The sequence below is a fragment of the Campylobacter concisus genome (genome assembly GCF_050447445.1).
GTDB classification, from domain to species: Bacteria; Campylobacterota; Campylobacteria; order Campylobacterales; family Campylobacteraceae; genus Campylobacter_A; species Campylobacter_A concisus_BI.
In genome coordinates, this window is record NZ_JALMFW010000001.1 from 191,225 (window position 1) to 209,470 (window position 18,246).

Here is an 18,246-nt window from a genome sequence, read left to right on the forward strand (position 1 = left end):
TTAAGCCTGTGCCATTTCTATCATTTGAGTTTTAATGCTTAAAATGTTATTTTGAATGGCTGACTGCTCTAAATTTAAGTAATGAAGCATTTGCATAGAATTACGATCTTTTAGGCTTTGGATGCTTGAAATTTGATGTGAAATATCTAGCTTTTGCTCTTGTAATTTTTCTAAGTCTTTTTGTAACTGTATAGCGCTCGCTTTATTAATAATTATAGGGGAAATTTTAGCATCTTCTCTTTGTTCTACATGTACTTCATTGCTTCTAACAATATCTTTCTTGTCATAGCCAGAAGATACTAACATGCTTGTTTTTGAGCTATTTGAAGAGATAGATGTATAGCCATCATGATAGAAAATGTTTGAGTTCATATTCGCATCTATTTGCATATCATCCTTCCTCTTATAGATTATTTTTATTTTAAACTATTTCAATAGAAAATTAAAATAGTTTTTAAAAAGTTATATTTTGAATTATATTTCTATATCCTTAAAGATAAATTATATTTATAACTTTTTTGCAACTTTATAGTTAAAATACCCAGTTAAGTGCTATTTTGTTAAAATCACGCAAAATTAATTAAAGGCAAAGCTATGAAAGAAGAGAAAAACGCACACAAAAAGATGTGGGAGGGCAGATTTAGCGAGGCTAGCTCGAAGTTACTTGAGGAATTTAACGCCTCTATAAATTTTGATAAAAATCTTTTTGAGGAAGATATCGCTGGAAGTAAGGCTCACGCAAAGATGCTTGGGGTTTGCGGAATTTTGAAAAAAGATGAGTCAGAGGCGATCATAATGGGGCTTGATGAGGTTTTATCTGAGATAAGAGCAGGTAAATTTGAGTTTAAGTTAGAAGATGAAGATATACACATGGCAGTTGAGAAGCGCCTTAGCCAGATCATCGGAGCTGAGCTTGGTGGTAGATTGCACACAGCTAGAAGTAGAAATGACCAAGTTGCGCTTGATTTTAAATTTTACGTATTGAAGAAAAATTTAGAAATTTCTTCATGTATAAAAGAGCTCATCTCCACGCTTACAAATTTGGCAAAAAACCACAAAGATACGCTAATGCCAGGCTACACACATCTTCAACATGCTCAACCAGTAAGTCTTAGCTATCACTTGCTAGCATATGCATTTATGTTTAAAAGAGATTTCGAGCGTTTTGTTAGCTCATATGAGCGAAACAACCTAAGTCCGCTTGGTTCAGCAGCCCTTGCAGGCACTCCTCATAAGATAGATAGAACTATCGTTGCAAGCGAGCTTGGCTTTGCAGATTGCACACAAAATGCGATGGATAGCGTGAGTGACCGTGATTTTGCGCTGGAAATTTTATTTAACATTAGCGTTTTCATGACACACGCTTCCAGACTTTGTGAGGAGCTCATACTTTGGAGCTCACAAGAATTTGGCTTTGTAAGTATCAGTGACGCTTATAGCACGGGCAGCTCCATAATGCCTCAAAAGAAAAATCCAGACGTTGCCGAACTCATACGCGGCAAAACGGGGCGCGTAAATGGAAATTTGGTAGCGCTACTAACTACGATGAAAGGTCTGCCACTTGCTTATAATAAAGATATGCAAGAAGATAAAGAGGGTGTGTTTGACAGCGTCTCAACCATTTTAAGCTCGGCTACTATCCTAAATGAGATGATAAAAACAGCTAAATTTAACGAAAAAAACATGCTAAAAGCGACAAAAACTGGGCATCTAAGTGCGACTGATTTGGCAGATTATCTAGTGCGTGAAAAAAATATTCCATTTAGAACAGCACATTTTATTACAGGTAAAGCTGTTGCAAAGGCTGAAAGCTTGGGACTTGATTTAAGTGAATTAAACGAAGAGCAACTAAAAAGTGTGGATGAAAATTTAGATGCAAATGCTATTAAATTTTTAGATCTTCATGCTTCAAAAGAGGTTCGAACTTCAAAAGGCGGCACGGCAAATAAAAGCGTTGATGAGCAGATAGAAATTTTAGATTACTGGCTCTAAGAAAAAAGAGTTATAATTACGCAAAATCTACAAATTTTAAAGGATGAAAAATGTTTTTTGATGGTAAAAATAAAGAGCTTTCTAGTAAAAATGAAGCTTTAGAGAGAGAAAATGAAGCTTTAAAGGCTGAAATTTTAGCACTTAAAAATGAGCTAAAAAACGTTAAAACTTGTGAGCCAAAAGAGCAAGCTAAGGATAAGCAAGAGGCTGTAAATTTATTGCTTTCAAGTTATCAAGATGGTATAAATTTCTTGCAATTAACAATGGAAGAAAACCTAAAAATGCTTGAAAGTATAAATGGACTAAATGAAAAGACTTTCAAAGAGACGGGCGAACTCAAGTCGCAAACGGCTGAAATTTTAAACTCGATCGAGCAAGTAAGCCAGATGAGCAATGACCTTTCAAATGATGCTTCTTCGCTTAATGGAAGCGTAAATTCGATTGCTGAGATTATAAATCTTATTAAAGATATCTCAGATCAGACAAATTTGCTAGCTCTAAATGCTGCTATTGAGGCGGCCCGTGCTGGTGAGCATGGACGAGGTTTTGCTGTCGTGGCAGATGAGGTTAGAAAGCTAGCCGAGCGCACTCAAAAAGCGACACTTGAAGTAGAAGTAAATATAAATGGCCTTAAGCAAAGTGCGAATACGATGATCGAAATGAGTGAGAATTTTTCAAAAATTTCTGCAAATGCTATGAAGATTTTAGGTGGATTTGAAGGAAATATCTCAAGTGTAAACGCAAATACGCAAAATATCCTAAATCAGGCTCTAAATGTTACAAATGAAGTCTATGTAAGTAATGGAAAAATAGATCATATAAATATGAAGCTAAATGGATATAGAGGTGTGCTTTTAAATGAATTTAATAAAATTCAAGATGTTCATGAGTGTAGATTTGGCAAATGGTATGAAAAAGATGTGAAAAATACTCTTGTAAAAGATGCCAAAATTCTCTCAAGTATCGCAGCTCATCATGAAAATGTTCATCATGGACTAGAAAAAGCGATGGTTATTTTTGCTGATAAAGACAAAGGAAATCTACCTGGCGTTGAAATATTAAAAGATGTCGAAAACTCAAGTAAAGTAGGTTTTGAAGAGTTGCTTGAAGCTATTAAGTCTGCAAGAAAATAAAATTTTAGACTCATGCTTTGAGTCTAAAATTTAGAAGTTATTAAAATGTGCTTTGTGGATCAGCTACGCCTTCGCTCCAGCCAAGCTTCGCTCCACCAAGCAGGTGAAAATGTAGATGCATAACTTCTTGACCGCCGTTTTCGCCGCAGTTTGTGATGAGGCGGTATCCGCTCTTATCAACGCCCATTAAGGTCGCCACTTCTTGGATAAATTTTGTCATCTCTCCCATTAAAATCGGATCCATCTCTTGGAAATTTTTATAGTGTTTTTTTGGGATGATTAGGATGTGGATCGGTGCTTTTGGATTTATGTCATTGAAAGCTAGAAATTTCTCGCTTTCAAGCACTTTGTTGCAAGGGATTTCACCAGCAACGATCTTTTCAAATATGGTCATTTTAGCTCCTTTGAAATTTTGCAAAATTATATCAAAGTGTGCTTAAATTTCGTGCTCTTTATCTTGATTTTAACTCTTTTTCTATAAAATCGACTCAAAAATTTATAAAGGTAAAAAATTGCAAGATTTCGTTAATAAAATCAAAAATGAAATTTCAACGCTTGACGATCTTGAGAAGGTCAGGGTAGAAATTTTTGGCAAAAAGGGCATCTTGGCGCAAGGCTTTGCAAAGCTAAAAGAGCTTGGCGAAGATGAGAAAAAGGAATTTGCAGCAAATTTAAATAAGCAAAGAGATGAGCTAAGCGCGCTTATAGAAGCCAAAAAGGCCGAGCTTGGCGAGCAAGAGATCGATAGCAAGATGAAAAAAGAGGCTGCTGATATCACGCTTTTTAACGAGCCTGTTGCTAGCGGGGCGCTGCACCCTGTAATGGCCACGATGGATAAGATAATTGAATATTTTTTAGCTCTAAATTTCTCACTTGAGACTGGGCCACTTATAGAAGACGATTTTCACAACTTTGAGGCGCTAAATTTACCAAAATACCACCCAGCACGGGATATGCAAGATACATTTTACCTAGATGATTTTAGGCTTTTAAGGACGCATACGAGTCCAGTTCAGGTGCGAACTATGCTAAATCAAAAGCCACCTATTCGTATGATAGCGCCAGGCACCGTCTTTAGACGTGATATGGATTTAACGCATACACCGATGTTTCACCAGGTCGAGGCCCTTGTGGTTGAGGATGCTGAGAAAGTTAGCTTTGCAAATTTAAAATCAATGCTAGAAGGCTTTTTAAAGCATATGTTTGGCGATGTTGAAGTACGTTTTCGCCCTAGCTTCTTTCCATTTACGGAGCCTAGCGCAGAGGTTGATATTAGTTGTATATTCTGCCATGGCAAGGGCTGCAGAGTGTGCAAGCAGACTACTTGGCTTGAGGTGCTTGGATGTGGCGTCGTTGATCCAAATGTATTTAAGGCGGTTGGCTATAAAAATGTAAGTGGATACGCTTTTGGTCTTGGCGTTGAGAGATTTGCGATGTTGCTTCATAGAGTGCCTGATCTAAGGTCGCTTTTTGAGGGAGATTTAAGATTGTTGGAGCAGTTTAAATGATAATTTCAAAGCATTGGTTAAACGAGTGGATCGACCTTAGCGACGTTAGCGGCGAGACACTTTCAAAGACATTAAATTCTATCGGGCTAGAGGTTGATAGCTATAAAGAGATAAATTTACCAAAGAGTATTGTGGTTGGCTACATAAAAAGTAGAGAGAAGCACCCAGATGCCGATAAACTAAGCATTTGTCAAGTGGATGTTGGCGGAGAGACGCTTCAGATCGTGTGTGGGGCTAAAAATGTTGAAGCTGGCCAGTTTGTGCCAGTTGCACTTATTGGCACGACTATGCCAAATGGTCTTGAGATAAAAAAAGCAAAGCTAAGAGGTATCGAGTCAAGTGGCATGATCTGCTCTTCAAGTGAGCTGGGACTTCCAAAGGTAAACGATGGAATTTTGCCACTTGATGAGAGCATCGGCAAGCTAAAACTTGGTACAAGTCTTAGCGAATTTGAGATATTTAAAGATACGATAATCGAAGTTGATGTCACAGCAAACAGAGGCGATTGCCAAAATTTACATGGCATCGCAAGAGAAATTTGTGCAGCGCTTGATTTAAATATGAAAGATAGTCACGAAGACGATGAGAGCGAAAATTTACTAGGTATTGGCAGAATAGCTTCTGTGCGAGCAGAGGATAAAGTAAATGGGTCATTTTTGTATAAGGCTTTTGAGCTAAAAGAGGGACTATATGAAAGTTTAATAACTCGCATGCGTCTAGCATTAATAGAGTGCCAAAAGACAAATTTAGTTGAGAGACTGCTTGAATACGCGACATTTTGCACGGGTGTTTTATTTAGGGCTTATGATCACGCTAAACTTGTAAGTGAAGGCGAAAAGGCTGTTTTTGATATAAAAAATGGCAAAAATGGCGAATGTGTCGTTTATTGCGGGGATAAAAATTTAGGCATTGCTGGAATTTACCAAAGTGATGTAGCAAGGGTAGATGAGAAGTCAAAAGTGATCATAGTAGAAGCTAGCTACGTAAAGCCAGATGTAGTTTCAAAAGCTATTTTTGAAAATAAAAATTTACCAAAGGGTGATCAAATTTATCGCTCAAGTCGTGGCAGTGAGCCAAATTTAGCTTATGGTGCGGATTATTTATTTAAAAGACTTGCTAATTTTAAAGATACTCTAAATCTCTTTGCTGGCTCACAGCAGTCGCTTTTAAATACCGAACCTATCACGCTTAGTATCTCTCTTTTTGAGATTAAAAATATGATCGGTCAAGATATTGCTAGAAATGATGTTGTTAAAATTTTAAAGAAACTTGGCTTTGAGATCGCGGTAAACGTTGAGCAAGAAAGCTTTAACGTAAAAGTACCGTTATTTCGCCATGATATAGTAAATTCTCACGATGTTTGCGAGGAGATCGTAAGGATGGTAGGCATAGACAATATCGCCTCAAAACCACTAAATTTCTCTGAGAAAAATAGGCTAAATAAGACATATTTTGACTATAAAAACGCCCTAAATTTAAGGCGTAGAGCAGCCGATAATGGCTTTTTTGAAAGCGTACACTATGTTTTTGATAGTGAGGACGAGCTTAGTGAGCTAAATTTTAAACCTTGCAAAGTCAAGATACTAAATCCTATAAACAACGAATTAAACACGCTTAGACCGACGCTTGTTAATCACCTTCTAAGCTCAAGCGAGAAAAATATCAAAAACTCGAAACGCTCAGTTAGACTTTTTGAGCTTGGAGAAATTTTTGATGAAAATGCAAATCAGGGCTTAAATTTAGGCTTTGTTGTGTCTGGCCTTTTAAAAGAGCCTACATTAATAAACGGCGCAAAAGGTGAGGAGGCAAATTTCTATGCATTTGCATCGATGGTGCAAAACGTCATAGGTAAATTTGAGCTAAAACCTTGCCAGGGTATCTCATATCTTAGCCCATACGAGCAAGCACACATCTATCAAAATGGCGAAAATATCGGCTATATCGGAAGAGTTGATGCAAGGGTTGAGGCAAAGAGAGATCTGCCAAGAACTTACGTCTGCGAGATTGATTTTGCGAAGCTTAAATTTGAGCCGATTTTGGCAGTGCCTTACTCTAAATTTCAAAGCACAACAAGGGATCTTAGTCTCATCGTGCCTGAAAATTTTGAGGCTGGACAAATTTATGAGTGCATAAGAGGGCTAAACCTAAAAGAGCTAAAAGAATTTTTACCAGTTGATATCTACAAAGATGCGAAACTAAATGGCTCGATCAGCCTTAGTTTGAAATTTACATTCCAAGATATGGAAAAAACGCTTGAGGATGATGATATAAACGCACTTATGGATAAAATTTTAGGTGAGCTAAAAGATAAACTAAATATCGGAATAAGATGAGAATTTATCCATTAGAAAAAAGTCTAAATTTAACTATCAACGATATTGCAGCGGATAAATCAATATCGCATAGATGTGCGATTTTTTCGCTTTTGAGTGATAAGCCATCTCGCATTAGAAACTATCTAAGAGCAGGCGACACGCTAAATACTCTAAAAATAGTCGAGCTTTTAGGCGCAAAAGTTGAGGACAATGGTTTCGAAATAACAATCACACCGCCGCAAAAGATAAAAGAGCCAAATGAAATTTTAGAGTGTGGCAACTCAGGCACAGCGATGAGGCTTTTTATGGGATTACTAGCCGTACAGGATGGCTTTTTCGTACTAAGTGGCGATAGATATTTAAACTCACGTCCAATGGCTAGAATAGCAAAACCTCTAAACGATATGGGTGCAAAGATAGATGGTGCAAACAACGCAAGCAACGCTCCACTTTGCATAAGAGGGACGAAATTTGAAAGATTTAGTTTTGAAAGCAAGATTGCCTCAGCCCAGGTAAAAAGTGCGCTTTTGCTGGCAGCTCTTTACTCAAATGGCTGCAAATTTAGTGAGCCAGAACTAAGTAGGGATCATACTGAGCGCATGCTTGCTGGCATGGGAGCTGATATAAAGCGTGACGGCCTAGAGATCAAGCTAGAGCCGATGAAAGCCTCACTTGCGCCACTTGATATAGACGTACCAAATGATCCAAGCTCGGCATTTTTCTTTGCAGTCGCAGCACTTATCATTCCGGACTCGCACATTATTTTAAAAAATATCTTACTAAATAAAACTCGCATCGAAGCTTATAAAATTCTAGAAAAAATGGGAGCTGAGATAAAATTTTACAAAACTTCAAGCAAATATGAAGATATCGGTGATATCGAGGTCAAGTACTCACCAAATTTAAAAGGTGTAGAAGTTAGCGAAAATATCTCGTGGCTCATTGACGAAGCTCCAGCTTTAGCCATCGCATTTGCCTGCGCCAAAGGCCAAAGCAAGCTAATAAATGCAAAAGAGCTTCGTGTAAAAGAGAGCGATAGAATTACTGTCACGATAAATGCGCTAAAGCAGTGTGGTGTTGATGCTAGCGAGCTTGAAGATGGCTTTATCATAAATGGTTCAGAGGCTAAATTTGCCAAGATAGATAGTCACGGGGATCACAGGATTGCGATGAGTTTTGCTGTGCTTGGACTAAAGTGCGGCATGCAGATAGAAAAGAGCGAATTTATCGCCACTTCATTTCCAAATTTTGCTGAAATTTTAAAGAAAATGGGAGCTAGAGTTGAAGATTGAGCTTGCTAGTAGTTATGGATTTTGCTTTGGTGTAAAAAGGGCGATAAAGATTGCTGAAAATGCAGGAGATGCTGCGACCATCGGGCCACTCATCCATAATAACGAAGAGATAAACAGGCTTGAGAAAAACTACAATGTAAAAACACTTGAGGGTATAGACGAGCTAAAAGATGAGAAAAAGGCGATCATCCGCACTCATGGTATCACTAAAAATGACCTTGCAGAGCTAAAAAAGACAGATATAAAAGTGATTGACGCAACTTGTCCATTTGTGACAAAGCCACAGCAAATTTGTGAAAAAATGAGCGAAGAGGGCTATGATGTGGTGATCTATGGCGACATGCACCACCCTGAGGTAAAAGGCGTGAAGTCATACGCCAAGGGTAACGTCTATGTCGTGCTTGAAGAGAGTGAGCTAGAGGATATTAAATTTAAGCAAAAGGTTGCACTTGTTAGCCAAACGACTAGAAAAGTCGAGAAATTTATGCAGATCGCAAACTACCTTATGCTTCACGTAAAAGAGGTGCGTGTTTTTAACACTATCTGCAACGCAACATTTGAAAACCAAGAGGCTGCTAAAAATTTGGCAAAAAGAGCTGATGTGATGATAATAATTGGTGGAAAAAATAGCTCAAATACAAAACAACTCTACCTAATATCTAAAAATTTCTGCGAAGATAGCTACCTAATTGAAAGCGAAGAAGAGCTTGAAAAATCATGGTTTGATGGCAAAAATTTGTGTGGCATAAGTGCGGGTGCAAGTACGCCTGACTGGATCATACAAAAAGTCGTTGACAGAATCAAAAAAGTATAAAATTTATCCTAGCTAAAGCCACAATTAACTATAATAAGCCAATTTGCCTCTACTGGCATAATAAAATTTAAAGGATCAAGATGGCTGTGAACAAAAGTGTTCAATTAGGAAAAGCAAAAGACGAAGATATTGAAGATATCGATTTTGCTGCGATGTTAGAGGAGTCTTTTAAAAAGACTGAAGAAGATAGTGACGCAAAGATCGTCAGTATCAATGGCGATGAGGTTTTAATCGACGTTGGCAAGAAGTCAGAAGGTATTTTGAATGTTTCTGAGATCACTGACGCAAACGGAAACCTGACGCATAAGGTTGGCGATACGATCAAAGTTGTTATAACTGGATCAAGAAATGGAAGACCTATAGTATCGCATAAAAAAGCACTTAGAAAAGAGAAAGTTAAAGCTTTCATCGAAGCTTACGATCCTGAAAATTCTGGCGAAATCGACGTAAAAGTAGTTGGAAAAAATAAAGGTGGCTTTATAACTCAAGATGCAAATGGCGTGGAATTTTTCTTACCAAAAACTCACAGTGGCTTTAAAAACGCTGAAGGAGTAATTGGTAAAATATATAAAGTAAGAGTTATAAAAATTGATAAAGAAGAAAATAGCATAGTTGTCTCTAGAAAGAAAATTTTAGACGATGATCGCAAAAAACGTAAAGAAGCTCTATCAAGCATAGTAGAAAATGATAGCGTTATAGAAGGCACAGTTAAAAAAATCACAACTTATGGCATGTTTGTTGATGTTGGTGGAGTCGATGGACTTGTTCATTACAGCGAGATAAGCTATAAGGGCCCAGTAAACCCTAGCTCACTATATAAAGAAGGTGATAAAGTTTTAGTTAAAGTTATCAGTTATGACAACGAAAAACGCCACTTGTCTCTATCTATTAAGGCGGCTACTCCAGATCCTTGGGAAGAGATCATAAACGATGGATTAGAGGTTGGTGACACTATTAAAGTTACAGTTAGCAATATCGAGCCTTACGGCGCATTTGTTGATCTTGGAAATGATATTGAAGGATTTTTGCATATATCTGAAATTTCATGGGACAAAAATATCAAAAATCCAAAAGATCACATCAATGAAGGTCAAGAGATTGATGTTGAGGTTATCGAGATAGATGCAAAAGGACACCGCCTAAGAGTAAGCCTTAAAAATTTACTTCCAAAGCCATTTGATGAGTTTAAGGCAAAACACAAAGAGGGTGACGTAGTAAAAGGCGTTGTGACAACTACCACAAATTTTGGTGCATTTGTTAGAGTGGGTTGCGTTGAAGGCTTGTTGCATAATGAAGACGCATCTTGGGATAGAAACGATAAATGCAAAGACATGTTTAAAGCTGGTGACGAGCTTGAAGTAAAAATCATCAAAATCGATAGTGCTGAACAAAAAGTTTCACTTAGCCTAAAAGACCTAAAACAAAGTCCAGTTCAAGCATTTGCTGATAAATTTAATGTAGGCGATATCGTAAAAGGAACAATTCGCGATATTAAAGACTTTGGCGTATTTGTTGAACTTGGCGATAACGTTGATGCACTGATCCGCAAAGAAGATTTAGGTAGTGTAGATGTTAGTACACTTAAGATTGGCGATGAGATCGAAGCAGCTATCGCATTTATCGATGAGAAGAAAAATAGAATTCGCCTGAGCATACGCCGTTTAGCAAAACAAAAAGAGCGTGAAGTGTTAAATGAGATCAATGATAACGATGATAAAGTAACACTTGGCGATATTATAAAAGAACAATTACTTTAGTTTAAATGGGCAGACGCATACTTTTATTAGTAGTTGTCCTGCTATTTGTAATATTGGGTTTGGTTGGAATTTCTCTTGTTAAATTTGCAAGTGTAAATTTCAGTCAAATATCTGAAGAAAATATCACAAATGAGCAAAATTTAACCAAAAGCACGACCAGCAATATTAACTGGATGAGTGAGCTAGCAACTATTAGAAAAAGAGATTATGTGCTGCCTGTAAATGAAATTTTTATAGAATACAACCGACCCAAAATAGAAAAACCAAAGATTACTGCATATGAACTTTTGATAGATAAAAATGATATCTATTCAATGTTTTGTTTGATGCAGACTTTAAGAAAAAGTGAGGTTGATTTTACTGTTGTAAAAGATGGTGCGAAAAGCCAGATATTTTTAAATACTCAAGACTCTAAACTTCTACAAAATATCATTTTAGAACTAAGAGTTTATGATATCCACTCAAGTGTGAGAGAGGTAAAATTATGAAGACTATCATTGTTTGCGATGCGATACATCCAGTAGGTTTTGAACTTTTAAAAAAAGAGCAAGATATAAACGTAATAGATGCAGTTAATACTCCCAAAGATGAACTTTTAAAAATTTTAGGCGAGGCTGATGTTGCTATAACAAGAAGCTCAACTGAAGTAAACGAGGCGTTTTTAAATGCTGGTAAAAAACTAAAAGCTATTGTTAGAGCTGGTGTTGGTGTGGATAATGTTGATATAGAAGGATGCTCAAGGCGTGGCATAATAGCTATGAACGTTCCAACTGCAAACACTATTGCTGCAGTTGAGCTAACAATGGCTCATATGCTAGCTTCAGCTAGATCTCTTGAATACGCTCATAATGATCTAAAGCTAGATAGAATTTGGAAGCGTGAGAAATGGTATGGGGTTGAGCTTTTTAAGAAAAAGCTTGGCGTGATCGGCTTTGGAAATATTGGCTCGAGAGTAGCTGTTCGTGCAAAAGCTTTTGGTATGGAGATTATCGCTTATGATCCATATATTGATCCATCTAAAGTTATCGATATGGGCGGTACTTATACTAAAAATTTTGATGATATTTTAGCATGTGATTTTATCACGATACATACGCCAAAAACTAAAGAGACGACCAATATGATAGGCGCTAAAGAGATCGCAAAAATGAAAGATGGCGTAAGACTTATAAACTGCGCTAGAGGCGGTCTTTATAACGAAGAAGCGCTTTATGAAGGACTAAAAAGTGGCAAAATAGCATTTGCTGGTATTGATGTTTTTACAAGAGAGCCAGCAACTGATTATCCGCTTCTTGATCTAAATAATGTAAGCGTCACTCCACATCTTGGGGCAAATACGCTTGAATCGCAGCGAAATATCGCAGTAGAGGCAGTCGAGCAAGCTATTTTATCAGCTCGCGGTATAAGCTATCCAAATGCGTTAAATTTACCTATAAAAACAGAAGATCTACCGCCATTTGTTGAGCCTTATATCGATCTTACAAGTAAGATGGCATTTCTTGCTGCACAGATAAATAAAAGTGTTATTAAGGCTATTCGTATCGAGACTCACGGCCAGATTAGCGAATATGCAAATTCAATGCTAACTTTTGCAATCGTGGGCGCCTTAAAAGAGAGTCTTGGTGAAACGATAAATTATGTAAATGCTAAATTTTTATGTGATGAAAAAGGCATAGTGACCGAAACTAGTCTTGGCGGAGATAGTATTTTTAAAAATAAAATTACCGTTCGCTTAACTACTGAAAATGGCATTGTAACCGTAGGTGGAACGGTATTTGGTGAAAATCAGCAACGTATCGTAACGATAAATGGTTTTAAGACCGACTTTAAACCAAAAGGCAAGATGATTATCTTTAAAAACCATGATGTGCCAGGTGTTATTGCTCAGATTAGTAAAATTTTAGCTGATGAAAAGATTAATATCGCAGACTTCCGTCTTGGCAGAGATGATCACAATATGGCACTTGCTGTCATTTTGGTTGATGAACATATAAAAGCAGAAACGTTAGAGAGACTAAACGCACTTGAAGCTTGCGTTTGGGCTCAATACGCAGTTATATAAAATTTTGAAAGGATAAAAAATGGCTTCATATTCAATGGGCGATCTAAAAAAGGGGCTAAAGATCGAGATCGATGGCGTTCCTTATAAAATCGTAGAATATCAACACGTTAAACCGGGCAAAGGTGCAGCTTTTGTTCGTGCGAAAATCAAATCTTTTATCGACGGAAAAGTGCTTGAAAAGACTTTTCACGCAGGCGATAAATGCGAGCAACCACATCTTGAAGAAAAAGAGATGCAGTATCTTTATGATGATGGTGAGTATTGTCAATTTATGGATACGGTTACTTATGAACAAGTTGCTATTAGCGATGAGGATGTGGGTGATGTAAAAAAATGGATGATCGATGGCATGATGGTTGAAATTTTATTTCACAATGGCAATGCGATCGGCGTTGAAGTGCCACAAGTAGTTGAGCTAAAGATAGTTGAGACTCCACCAAATTTCAAAGGTGATACACAAGGCGGCAAAAAGCCAGCTACTCTTGAGAGTGGTGCGGTTGTTCAGATACCATTTCACGTACTTGAGGGCGAAGTAATTCGTGTTGATACAGTTCGTGGCGAGTATATCGAGCGTGCAAATAAATAAAGCAGCTTAATCTTTCTTACTAAATTTACGTTTAGTAATCCTAATGCTTAGCTAAAGTCACTATTTAAAAAGTATTGGCTTTAGCAAAAAACTTCATTTCTACATTGTAAAATTTCAAACAGTGTTAGCTTAGAATACACAAAATTTTTATATTTTATAAAAATCCAAATATAGTCAAATATCGGCTCATAAAATATTTAAAAATCAAAAAATATATAAAATAATGAAAATTCTTAGCGAGATAAGTAAATGTTTTAACTATAAAATTTTTATATTAGGATAGTAGAACCGTAAGTTAAAAATGGGAAAAAACGAGACGGTTTCCCGTCTCGGTAGCTAGCATTAAGCCGACTTTTCTTTGAGATATTTGTTTATAAGAGTTGTGATCTCTTCACCGTGAGGAAATCTCGCTTCATCATTTCCGATGCGATCTTTCTTAGAAAATATAACATCTCCATCAATCTCGACGATGAAATTTCCACCATCACCTATAACCTTTTCGACTCTTGCATCACTAAAGTTCGCTTTTATTTCATCTTCTACACGAGAAGCTACCGGACGATAGTTTCAAGAGTTGCAGTAAATAATTTTTACTTGCATGCTCTGTCCTTTCTTGTGAAATAAGCCAACATTATATAAAATTTTACTTAACAAATAAAACATATTATTTTAAAGGATAATTTTATGAAAAAAGTTGCTGTGATTTTAGCTGATGGATTTGAGGAGATAGAAGCACTAACTTCTGTTGATGTTTTACGTAGAGCTGGAGCGATAGCTTCTATTGTTGGGCTAAATGACGTAAACATCAAAGGATGTCACAATATATGCGTAAAAGCCGACGTAACACTTCGCGAGATGAAAGAGCTAGACTATGATGCGATCGTCCTTCCTGGTGGACTTCCAGGAGCTAGCAATCTAGCAAACGATACAAGGCTCAAAGCAATTTTGCAAAATTTTGATAAAAGCAATAAGCTTATTTGTGCCATTTGTGCTGCTCCTATGGTGCTTGAGAGCGCTGGTGTACTAAAAGATCATTTTGTTTGTTATCCAGGATTTGAAGAAAATGTAAGAAGTGACAAAAGGGGTTATGATAACGGCAAGAGTGTATTGAGGGATCAAAATATTATTACAGCAAAAGGTCCTGCTTTTTCAATGGAATTTGCACTTTTTATAGTTAAAAATTTACTTGGCGATGAAGCCTATCTTCAAGTAAAGAATGATTTACTTTATAAATAGCTTATAAAGATAAAATAGTTTTTTATTTAATTATTCTTTTTAAACTTAAGATTAGATTTTGTTTAGTGATAGTTATAAAAGTTCTATATATACGAGCTTGTAGCTTTTAAGAATATTTTTCAAAAAAATATAATAAATTTTTGATTTTTTACATCTTTTTGACGAAAATTAGCTATTATCACACTAACCGAATAAATCGGTAATTTTTTTAAGGAACACTCCTGTGAATATTTATGTAGGAAATTTGTCGTATAGAACGACAGAGGCAGAATTAAAGGAAGCCTTTGCACAATTTGGTGAAGTAAGGCGAGCAAAAATAGTAAAAGATAGAGAAACTGACCGTTCAAAAGGCTTTGGCTTTGTTGAAATGGACGATGCAAACGAGGGACAAAAAGCCATAGACGCACTAAATGAAAAAGAACTAGGCGGACGTACTTTAAGGGTAAATGAGGCTAGACCAAGGGATTAATGACTATTTGCCACCAAATGGTGGCATAACATCCCGCATAGCTCCTACTCCTAGTGGTTTTTTGCATGCTGGCAATGCTTATAACTTCATCCTAACTTATCTTTTGACACGTTCGGTAAATGGTATTTTGCACTTACGCATCGATGACTATGACCTTGGTAGATACCGGCAAGAATTTGTCCAAAATATCTTTGATGTTTTAGAGTTTTTAGGGCTTGAATACGATAAAGGTCCAATTAGCGTAAGTGACTTTGAGCGTAATTTTAGCTTCAAAATAAGAGCTAAAAGATACGAAGATGTACTTGAAAAACTAGATGAAATTTATATCTGCAAGTGTTCAAGGACCACAAAGAATGCCTATAAAAACGGCATTTACACTAAAATTTGTAAAAATAAAAATCTAAAATTTATAAAAGACAAGACCGCCATTAGACTAAGCGTGGATGAGGGTGATTCTCTTGGTAAGCTTGTGGCAGAGCAAATGGGCGATTTTGTGATTTACAAAAAAGATTTTACTCCGGCTTACAACTTTGCAAGTGTGATAGATGATGAAGATATGGGCGTAAATTTGGTTATTAGAGGGGAAGACCTGCTACCTTGCACGCTAGCTCAAAGATACCTTGCAAAAAGGCTAAATTTTGGATTTTTTAATGCTAATTTTATTCATCATAAGCTACTTTTAAAAGATGATAAAAAGCTCTCAAAAAGCTCAAAATCAGCGCCAATTAATCTAAAAGATAGCCCGAAAATTTATTACAAAATTTTAGCAAATGATCTTGGTTTGGATATAAAATCAACGGACAAAATCCAAAATCTACTTTACGAGTTTAAGCTAAAAAATATAGCCAAAAAATTTTTGCAAAGCATGAGCTAAATTTATACTATGATATGCAGTTTATCCCCGCCTTGATCTTTTGCTTTGATTAGCCATGTATTGCTTTGATTATTTGAGCTTTGTCTCAAGAAATGCACTAAAAAGCGAGTTTATGCCTTGCTTTGTAAATTTATCCATTATTTTTTCAATAGCTGGTTTTTCTTGCCAGACGGGCTCATCTACGAGGCTTATTTTAGCTAGCTCATTTTGAGCGTCAAAGTAGCTACCAAGGCTATCAATTAGACCCATTTTAAGGGCATTGTGAGCTAAAAAAACCCTTGCGTTTGCCCACTCGTCTTTTTTCTTGATGTCTAAATTTCTAGCCTCCGCCACATCGCTCACAAAGAGCATGTAGGCATCATTTACGAGCTCTTGTAGGCTCTCACGCTCCTGCTTGCTCCAGCTCCTCATAAAGGTGCCAGCCTCTTTAAACTCGCCAGCCTTTACCACCTGCTCGCTCACGCCTAAATTTTTGGCTAAATTTTCAATATTTGCCCCTTGCATGATGACGCCGATCGAGCCGATGAAAGCACCTGGATTTGCGACAATAGTATCGGCATTTACGCCAGCGTAGTAGCTACCACTTGCCATGTTTCCAGCTGCGTATGCGAGCACTTTTTTGTTCTCTTTTAGCCGCTTGACCGCCATAGCAAGCTCCACACTGGGACTTAGCGCTCCGCCTGGGCTGTCGATGTAGAGCAGCACGCCTTTAATGTTGCTATCCAGCCTTGCTTTTTCTAGCGCTTCTAAAATTTCGCTTGTGTCCATTATCGTGCCGGTGATGTCAATACGGGCTAAATTTGGCTCTTTCATCTTGCCATCTGGCGCGAAAATAAAAAATAAGATGAGTAAAAATATAAGTGCCTTAAAGTAGCTATTTATAAATTTAAAAATTCCCAAAATTCCTCTAAAAATAAGCCTTAAAATTTGCAAATTTTACCTCCGATATATAGTTTTTTAGCCTCGTTTGTATGAAGTATGAGCTGAAGTATTAGCTCGCTATCATCGCACTTTAGGTCGTTATAGATTGCGATATCTGCTGCGCGTCCTGCCTTTATCTCGCCGTTATTTGTCCTAAGCGCCTTTGCGCCCCCATGCGTTGCAGCGACAAAAAGCCTGGTGGCAAGCTCGTTTAGATCAAGGCTCGCGTGGGTAAATAGGGCGGCTCTTAGTTCATGCCAAAAATTTAGGCTGATGTTTGAGCTAAGACCGTCTGTGCCAATGTTTAGGCTCACATTGTTTTTAAAAATTTCTTTTAAATTTAGCGCCTTTTTGCCAAGTAGCCTGTTTGAAACGGCGCAGTGTGTCACGCTGTGATGAGGCTTAAATTTAGCAAAATCACTCACATAAACGCAGTGCGTAAATAGCGTATTTATCTCACGAAACATCACAAAATAGCCCTCCGCGTTATACATCGGCCTTGGATCTGGGCTAAATCTTAAAAGATGTTTTTTAAAGCCACCGCTGCCACGTTCTAGCCACTGCTTTTCAGCCTTGCTCTCTAAAAAGTGCGTGCTTACAAGCAGGTCATCTTTTTTAGCGATCTCAAGTGCGGCTTTGGCGAGTCTTGGGTGTACAGAGTAGGGCGAGTGAAGCGAGATGGCTGGGGTGAAATTTTTACTTTTATAGCTCTTTGTCTTTTCAAATTTGGTTAAGAAATTTTGCAAATTTTGGTGAGTCATCTGCTCGCTTGAGCCTAAAATTTCACTAAAAAGCACGACTTTTAGAGGGCTAGCGGCTAAAATCTCAAGCTCAGAGCCAAAGCTAGATATCTCGCCAATGGTGCAAACTCCACTTTTAAGCAGTGAATTTATAGCTTCGCTCATCGCTTTTTTAGCGTCTATTTTGGCTAGATCACCACCTTTATCGATGATAGAGCCAAGCCATTTTATGAAGTCGCCGTATTTTAGGGTGCTGATGTTTGAGCTAAACTCTAAATGAATGTGAGTATTTACGAAGGCCGGGGTGATCACGCTGTCACCAAAGTCGCAAATTTTAGCCTCTTTAAATTTCTCAATTGCTGCTTTTTCGCTTAAAATTTCTAAAATTTTATCGTCATCGATGACAACACAAGAATTTCTTAAAATTTTTGGATTTTCTCCGCCAGTGATGATCTTTTTTGCTTTTAGAATTTCCATTTTTGGCCTTAAATTTTTGTTATTGTAGCGAAAATTTAGGAACGAAAATGTATAATTTAGGCTATTTAAT

At 37.2% G+C, this 18,246-nt stretch carries 18 protein-coding genes and 1 pseudogene; 14 read left to right on the top strand and 5 right to left on the bottom strand.

The window, feature by feature from the left end; translation table 11 throughout:
- Entirely contained in the window at positions 1 to 390 is a 390-nt protein-coding gene (locus tag MTT30_RS00950; protein ID WP_148821238.1) for a hypothetical protein, read from the bottom strand.
- A gap of 204 nt (positions 391 to 594) precedes the next feature.
- On the opposite strand from MTT30_RS00950, the gene argH reads away from it, so the two are divergent.
- The 3 genes and pseudogenes from argH (at position 595) to MTT30_RS00965 (ending at position 3,125) form a co-directional block, all read left to right on the top strand.
- Positions 595 to 1,992, top strand: a complete 1,398-nt coding sequence (gene argH, locus MTT30_RS00955; protein ID WP_429800676.1) for an argininosuccinate lyase — start codon at positions 595 to 597, stop codon at positions 1,990 to 1,992.
- Positions 1,993 to 2,453: 461 nt separating this feature from the next.
- Positions 2,454 to 2,732: pseudogene (locus MTT30_RS00960) on the top strand (methyl-accepting chemotaxis protein); the annotation flags it as partial.
- A gap of 84 nt (positions 2,733 to 2,816) precedes the next feature.
- Positions 2,817 to 3,125: a CZB domain-containing protein gene (locus MTT30_RS00965; protein WP_374048490.1), complete on the top strand. Its 309-nt coding sequence runs from the start codon at positions 2,817 to 2,819 to the stop codon at positions 3,123 to 3,125.
- Between the two features lie 40 nt (positions 3,126 to 3,165).
- On the opposite strand, the gene MTT30_RS00970 is transcribed toward MTT30_RS00965, so the two are convergent.
- Positions 3,166 to 3,519 (bottom strand): histidine triad nucleotide-binding protein, encoded by a 354-nt coding sequence (locus MTT30_RS00970; protein WP_072594719.1) that lies wholly within the window; start codon positions 3,517 to 3,519, stop codon positions 3,166 to 3,168.
- A 118-nt stretch (positions 3,520 to 3,637) separates the two neighbouring features.
- Here MTT30_RS00970 and pheS point away from each other — a divergent pair, with 118 nt between their 5' ends.
- From pheS to efp, 8 genes are all read left to right on the top strand, one after another.
- Positions 3,638 to 4,633, top strand: coding sequence for a phenylalanine--tRNA ligase subunit alpha (gene pheS, locus MTT30_RS00975; RefSeq protein WP_087585548.1), 996 nt, complete (start codon positions 3,638 to 3,640; stop codon positions 4,631 to 4,633).
- Positions 4,630 to 6,966 carry a phenylalanine--tRNA ligase subunit beta gene (pheT, locus tag MTT30_RS00980; RefSeq protein ID WP_103582458.1) on the top strand — a complete coding sequence of 779 codons (2,337 nt, stop codon included), beginning with the start codon at positions 4,630 to 4,632 and terminating at the stop codon, positions 6,964 to 6,966. Before pheS ends, pheT begins: the two co-directional genes overlap by 4 nt.
- A complete protein-coding gene (gene aroA, locus MTT30_RS00985) occupies positions 6,963 to 8,240 on the top strand; it encodes a 3-phosphoshikimate 1-carboxyvinyltransferase (RefSeq protein ID WP_103582459.1) in 1,278 nt (425 codons plus the stop codon). The genes pheT and aroA overlap by 4 nt, the downstream gene beginning before the upstream one ends.
- The gene (locus tag MTT30_RS00990; RefSeq protein WP_103582460.1) at positions 8,230 to 9,054 is read left to right on the top strand and encodes a 4-hydroxy-3-methylbut-2-enyl diphosphate reductase; all 825 of its coding nucleotides are present in this window, start codon (positions 8,230 to 8,232) and stop codon (positions 9,052 to 9,054) included. Before aroA ends, MTT30_RS00990 begins: the two co-directional genes overlap by 11 nt.
- A gap of 80 nt (positions 9,055 to 9,134) precedes the next feature.
- Positions 9,135 to 10,811, top strand: a complete 1,677-nt coding sequence (locus tag MTT30_RS00995; RefSeq protein WP_429800677.1) for a 30S ribosomal protein S1 — start codon at positions 9,135 to 9,137, stop codon at positions 10,809 to 10,811.
- A 5-nt stretch (positions 10,812 to 10,816) separates the two neighbouring features.
- The gene (locus MTT30_RS01000; RefSeq protein WP_429800678.1) at positions 10,817 to 11,299 is read left to right on the top strand and encodes a hypothetical protein; all 483 of its coding nucleotides are present in this window, start codon (positions 10,817 to 10,819) and stop codon (positions 11,297 to 11,299) included.
- Entirely contained in the window at positions 11,293 to 12,873 is a 1,581-nt protein-coding gene (serA, locus tag MTT30_RS01005) for a phosphoglycerate dehydrogenase (protein WP_429801796.1), read from the top strand. Before MTT30_RS01000 ends, serA begins: the two co-directional genes overlap by 7 nt.
- A gap of 19 nt (positions 12,874 to 12,892) precedes the next feature.
- Complete coding sequence (efp, locus tag MTT30_RS01010; protein ID WP_021090997.1) at positions 12,893 to 13,459, top strand: elongation factor P; 567 nt, start codon at positions 12,893 to 12,895, stop codon at positions 13,457 to 13,459.
- A gap of 342 nt (positions 13,460 to 13,801) precedes the next feature.
- Here the strand turns inward: efp and MTT30_RS01015 are convergent, their stop codons facing one another.
- Positions 13,802 to 14,059, bottom strand: a complete 258-nt coding sequence (locus tag MTT30_RS01015) for a SelT/SelW/SelH family (seleno)protein (protein ID WP_257639230.1) — start codon at positions 14,057 to 14,059, stop codon at positions 13,802 to 13,804.
- A gap of 84 nt (positions 14,060 to 14,143) precedes the next feature.
- On the opposite strand from MTT30_RS01015, the gene MTT30_RS01020 reads away from it, so the two are divergent.
- The 3 genes from MTT30_RS01020 to MTT30_RS01030 all read left to right on the top strand — a co-directional run bounded on the left by MTT30_RS01020 (position 14,144) and on the right by MTT30_RS01030 (position 16,038).
- A complete protein-coding gene (locus MTT30_RS01020) occupies positions 14,144 to 14,695 on the top strand; it encodes a DJ-1 family glyoxalase III (protein ID WP_429800679.1) in 552 nt (183 codons plus the stop codon).
- A gap of 223 nt (positions 14,696 to 14,918) precedes the next feature.
- The gene (locus MTT30_RS01025; RefSeq protein WP_009294719.1) at positions 14,919 to 15,164 is read left to right on the top strand and encodes an RNA recognition motif domain-containing protein; all 246 of its coding nucleotides are present in this window, start codon (positions 14,919 to 14,921) and stop codon (positions 15,162 to 15,164) included.
- The gene (locus tag MTT30_RS01030; protein ID WP_103640497.1) at positions 15,142 to 16,038 is read left to right on the top strand and encodes a glutamate--tRNA ligase family protein; all 897 of its coding nucleotides are present in this window, start codon (positions 15,142 to 15,144) and stop codon (positions 16,036 to 16,038) included. The genes MTT30_RS01025 and MTT30_RS01030 overlap by 23 nt, the downstream gene beginning before the upstream one ends.
- Before the next feature lie 69 nt (positions 16,039 to 16,107).
- Here MTT30_RS01030 and sppA read toward each other — a convergent pair whose 3' ends face one another.
- Together sppA and mqnF are read right to left on the bottom strand one after the other, a co-directional pair.
- On the bottom strand, positions 16,108 to 16,971 hold the full coding sequence (gene sppA, locus MTT30_RS01035) for a signal peptide peptidase SppA (protein WP_429800680.1): 864 nt from the start codon (positions 16,969 to 16,971) through the stop codon (positions 16,108 to 16,110).
- Entirely contained in the window at positions 16,959 to 18,176 is a 1,218-nt protein-coding gene (gene mqnF / locus MTT30_RS01040; RefSeq protein ID WP_429800681.1) for an aminofutalosine deaminase family hydrolase, read from the bottom strand. The genes sppA and mqnF overlap by 13 nt, the downstream gene beginning before the upstream one ends.
- Positions 18,177 to 18,246: the final 70 nt, after the last annotated feature.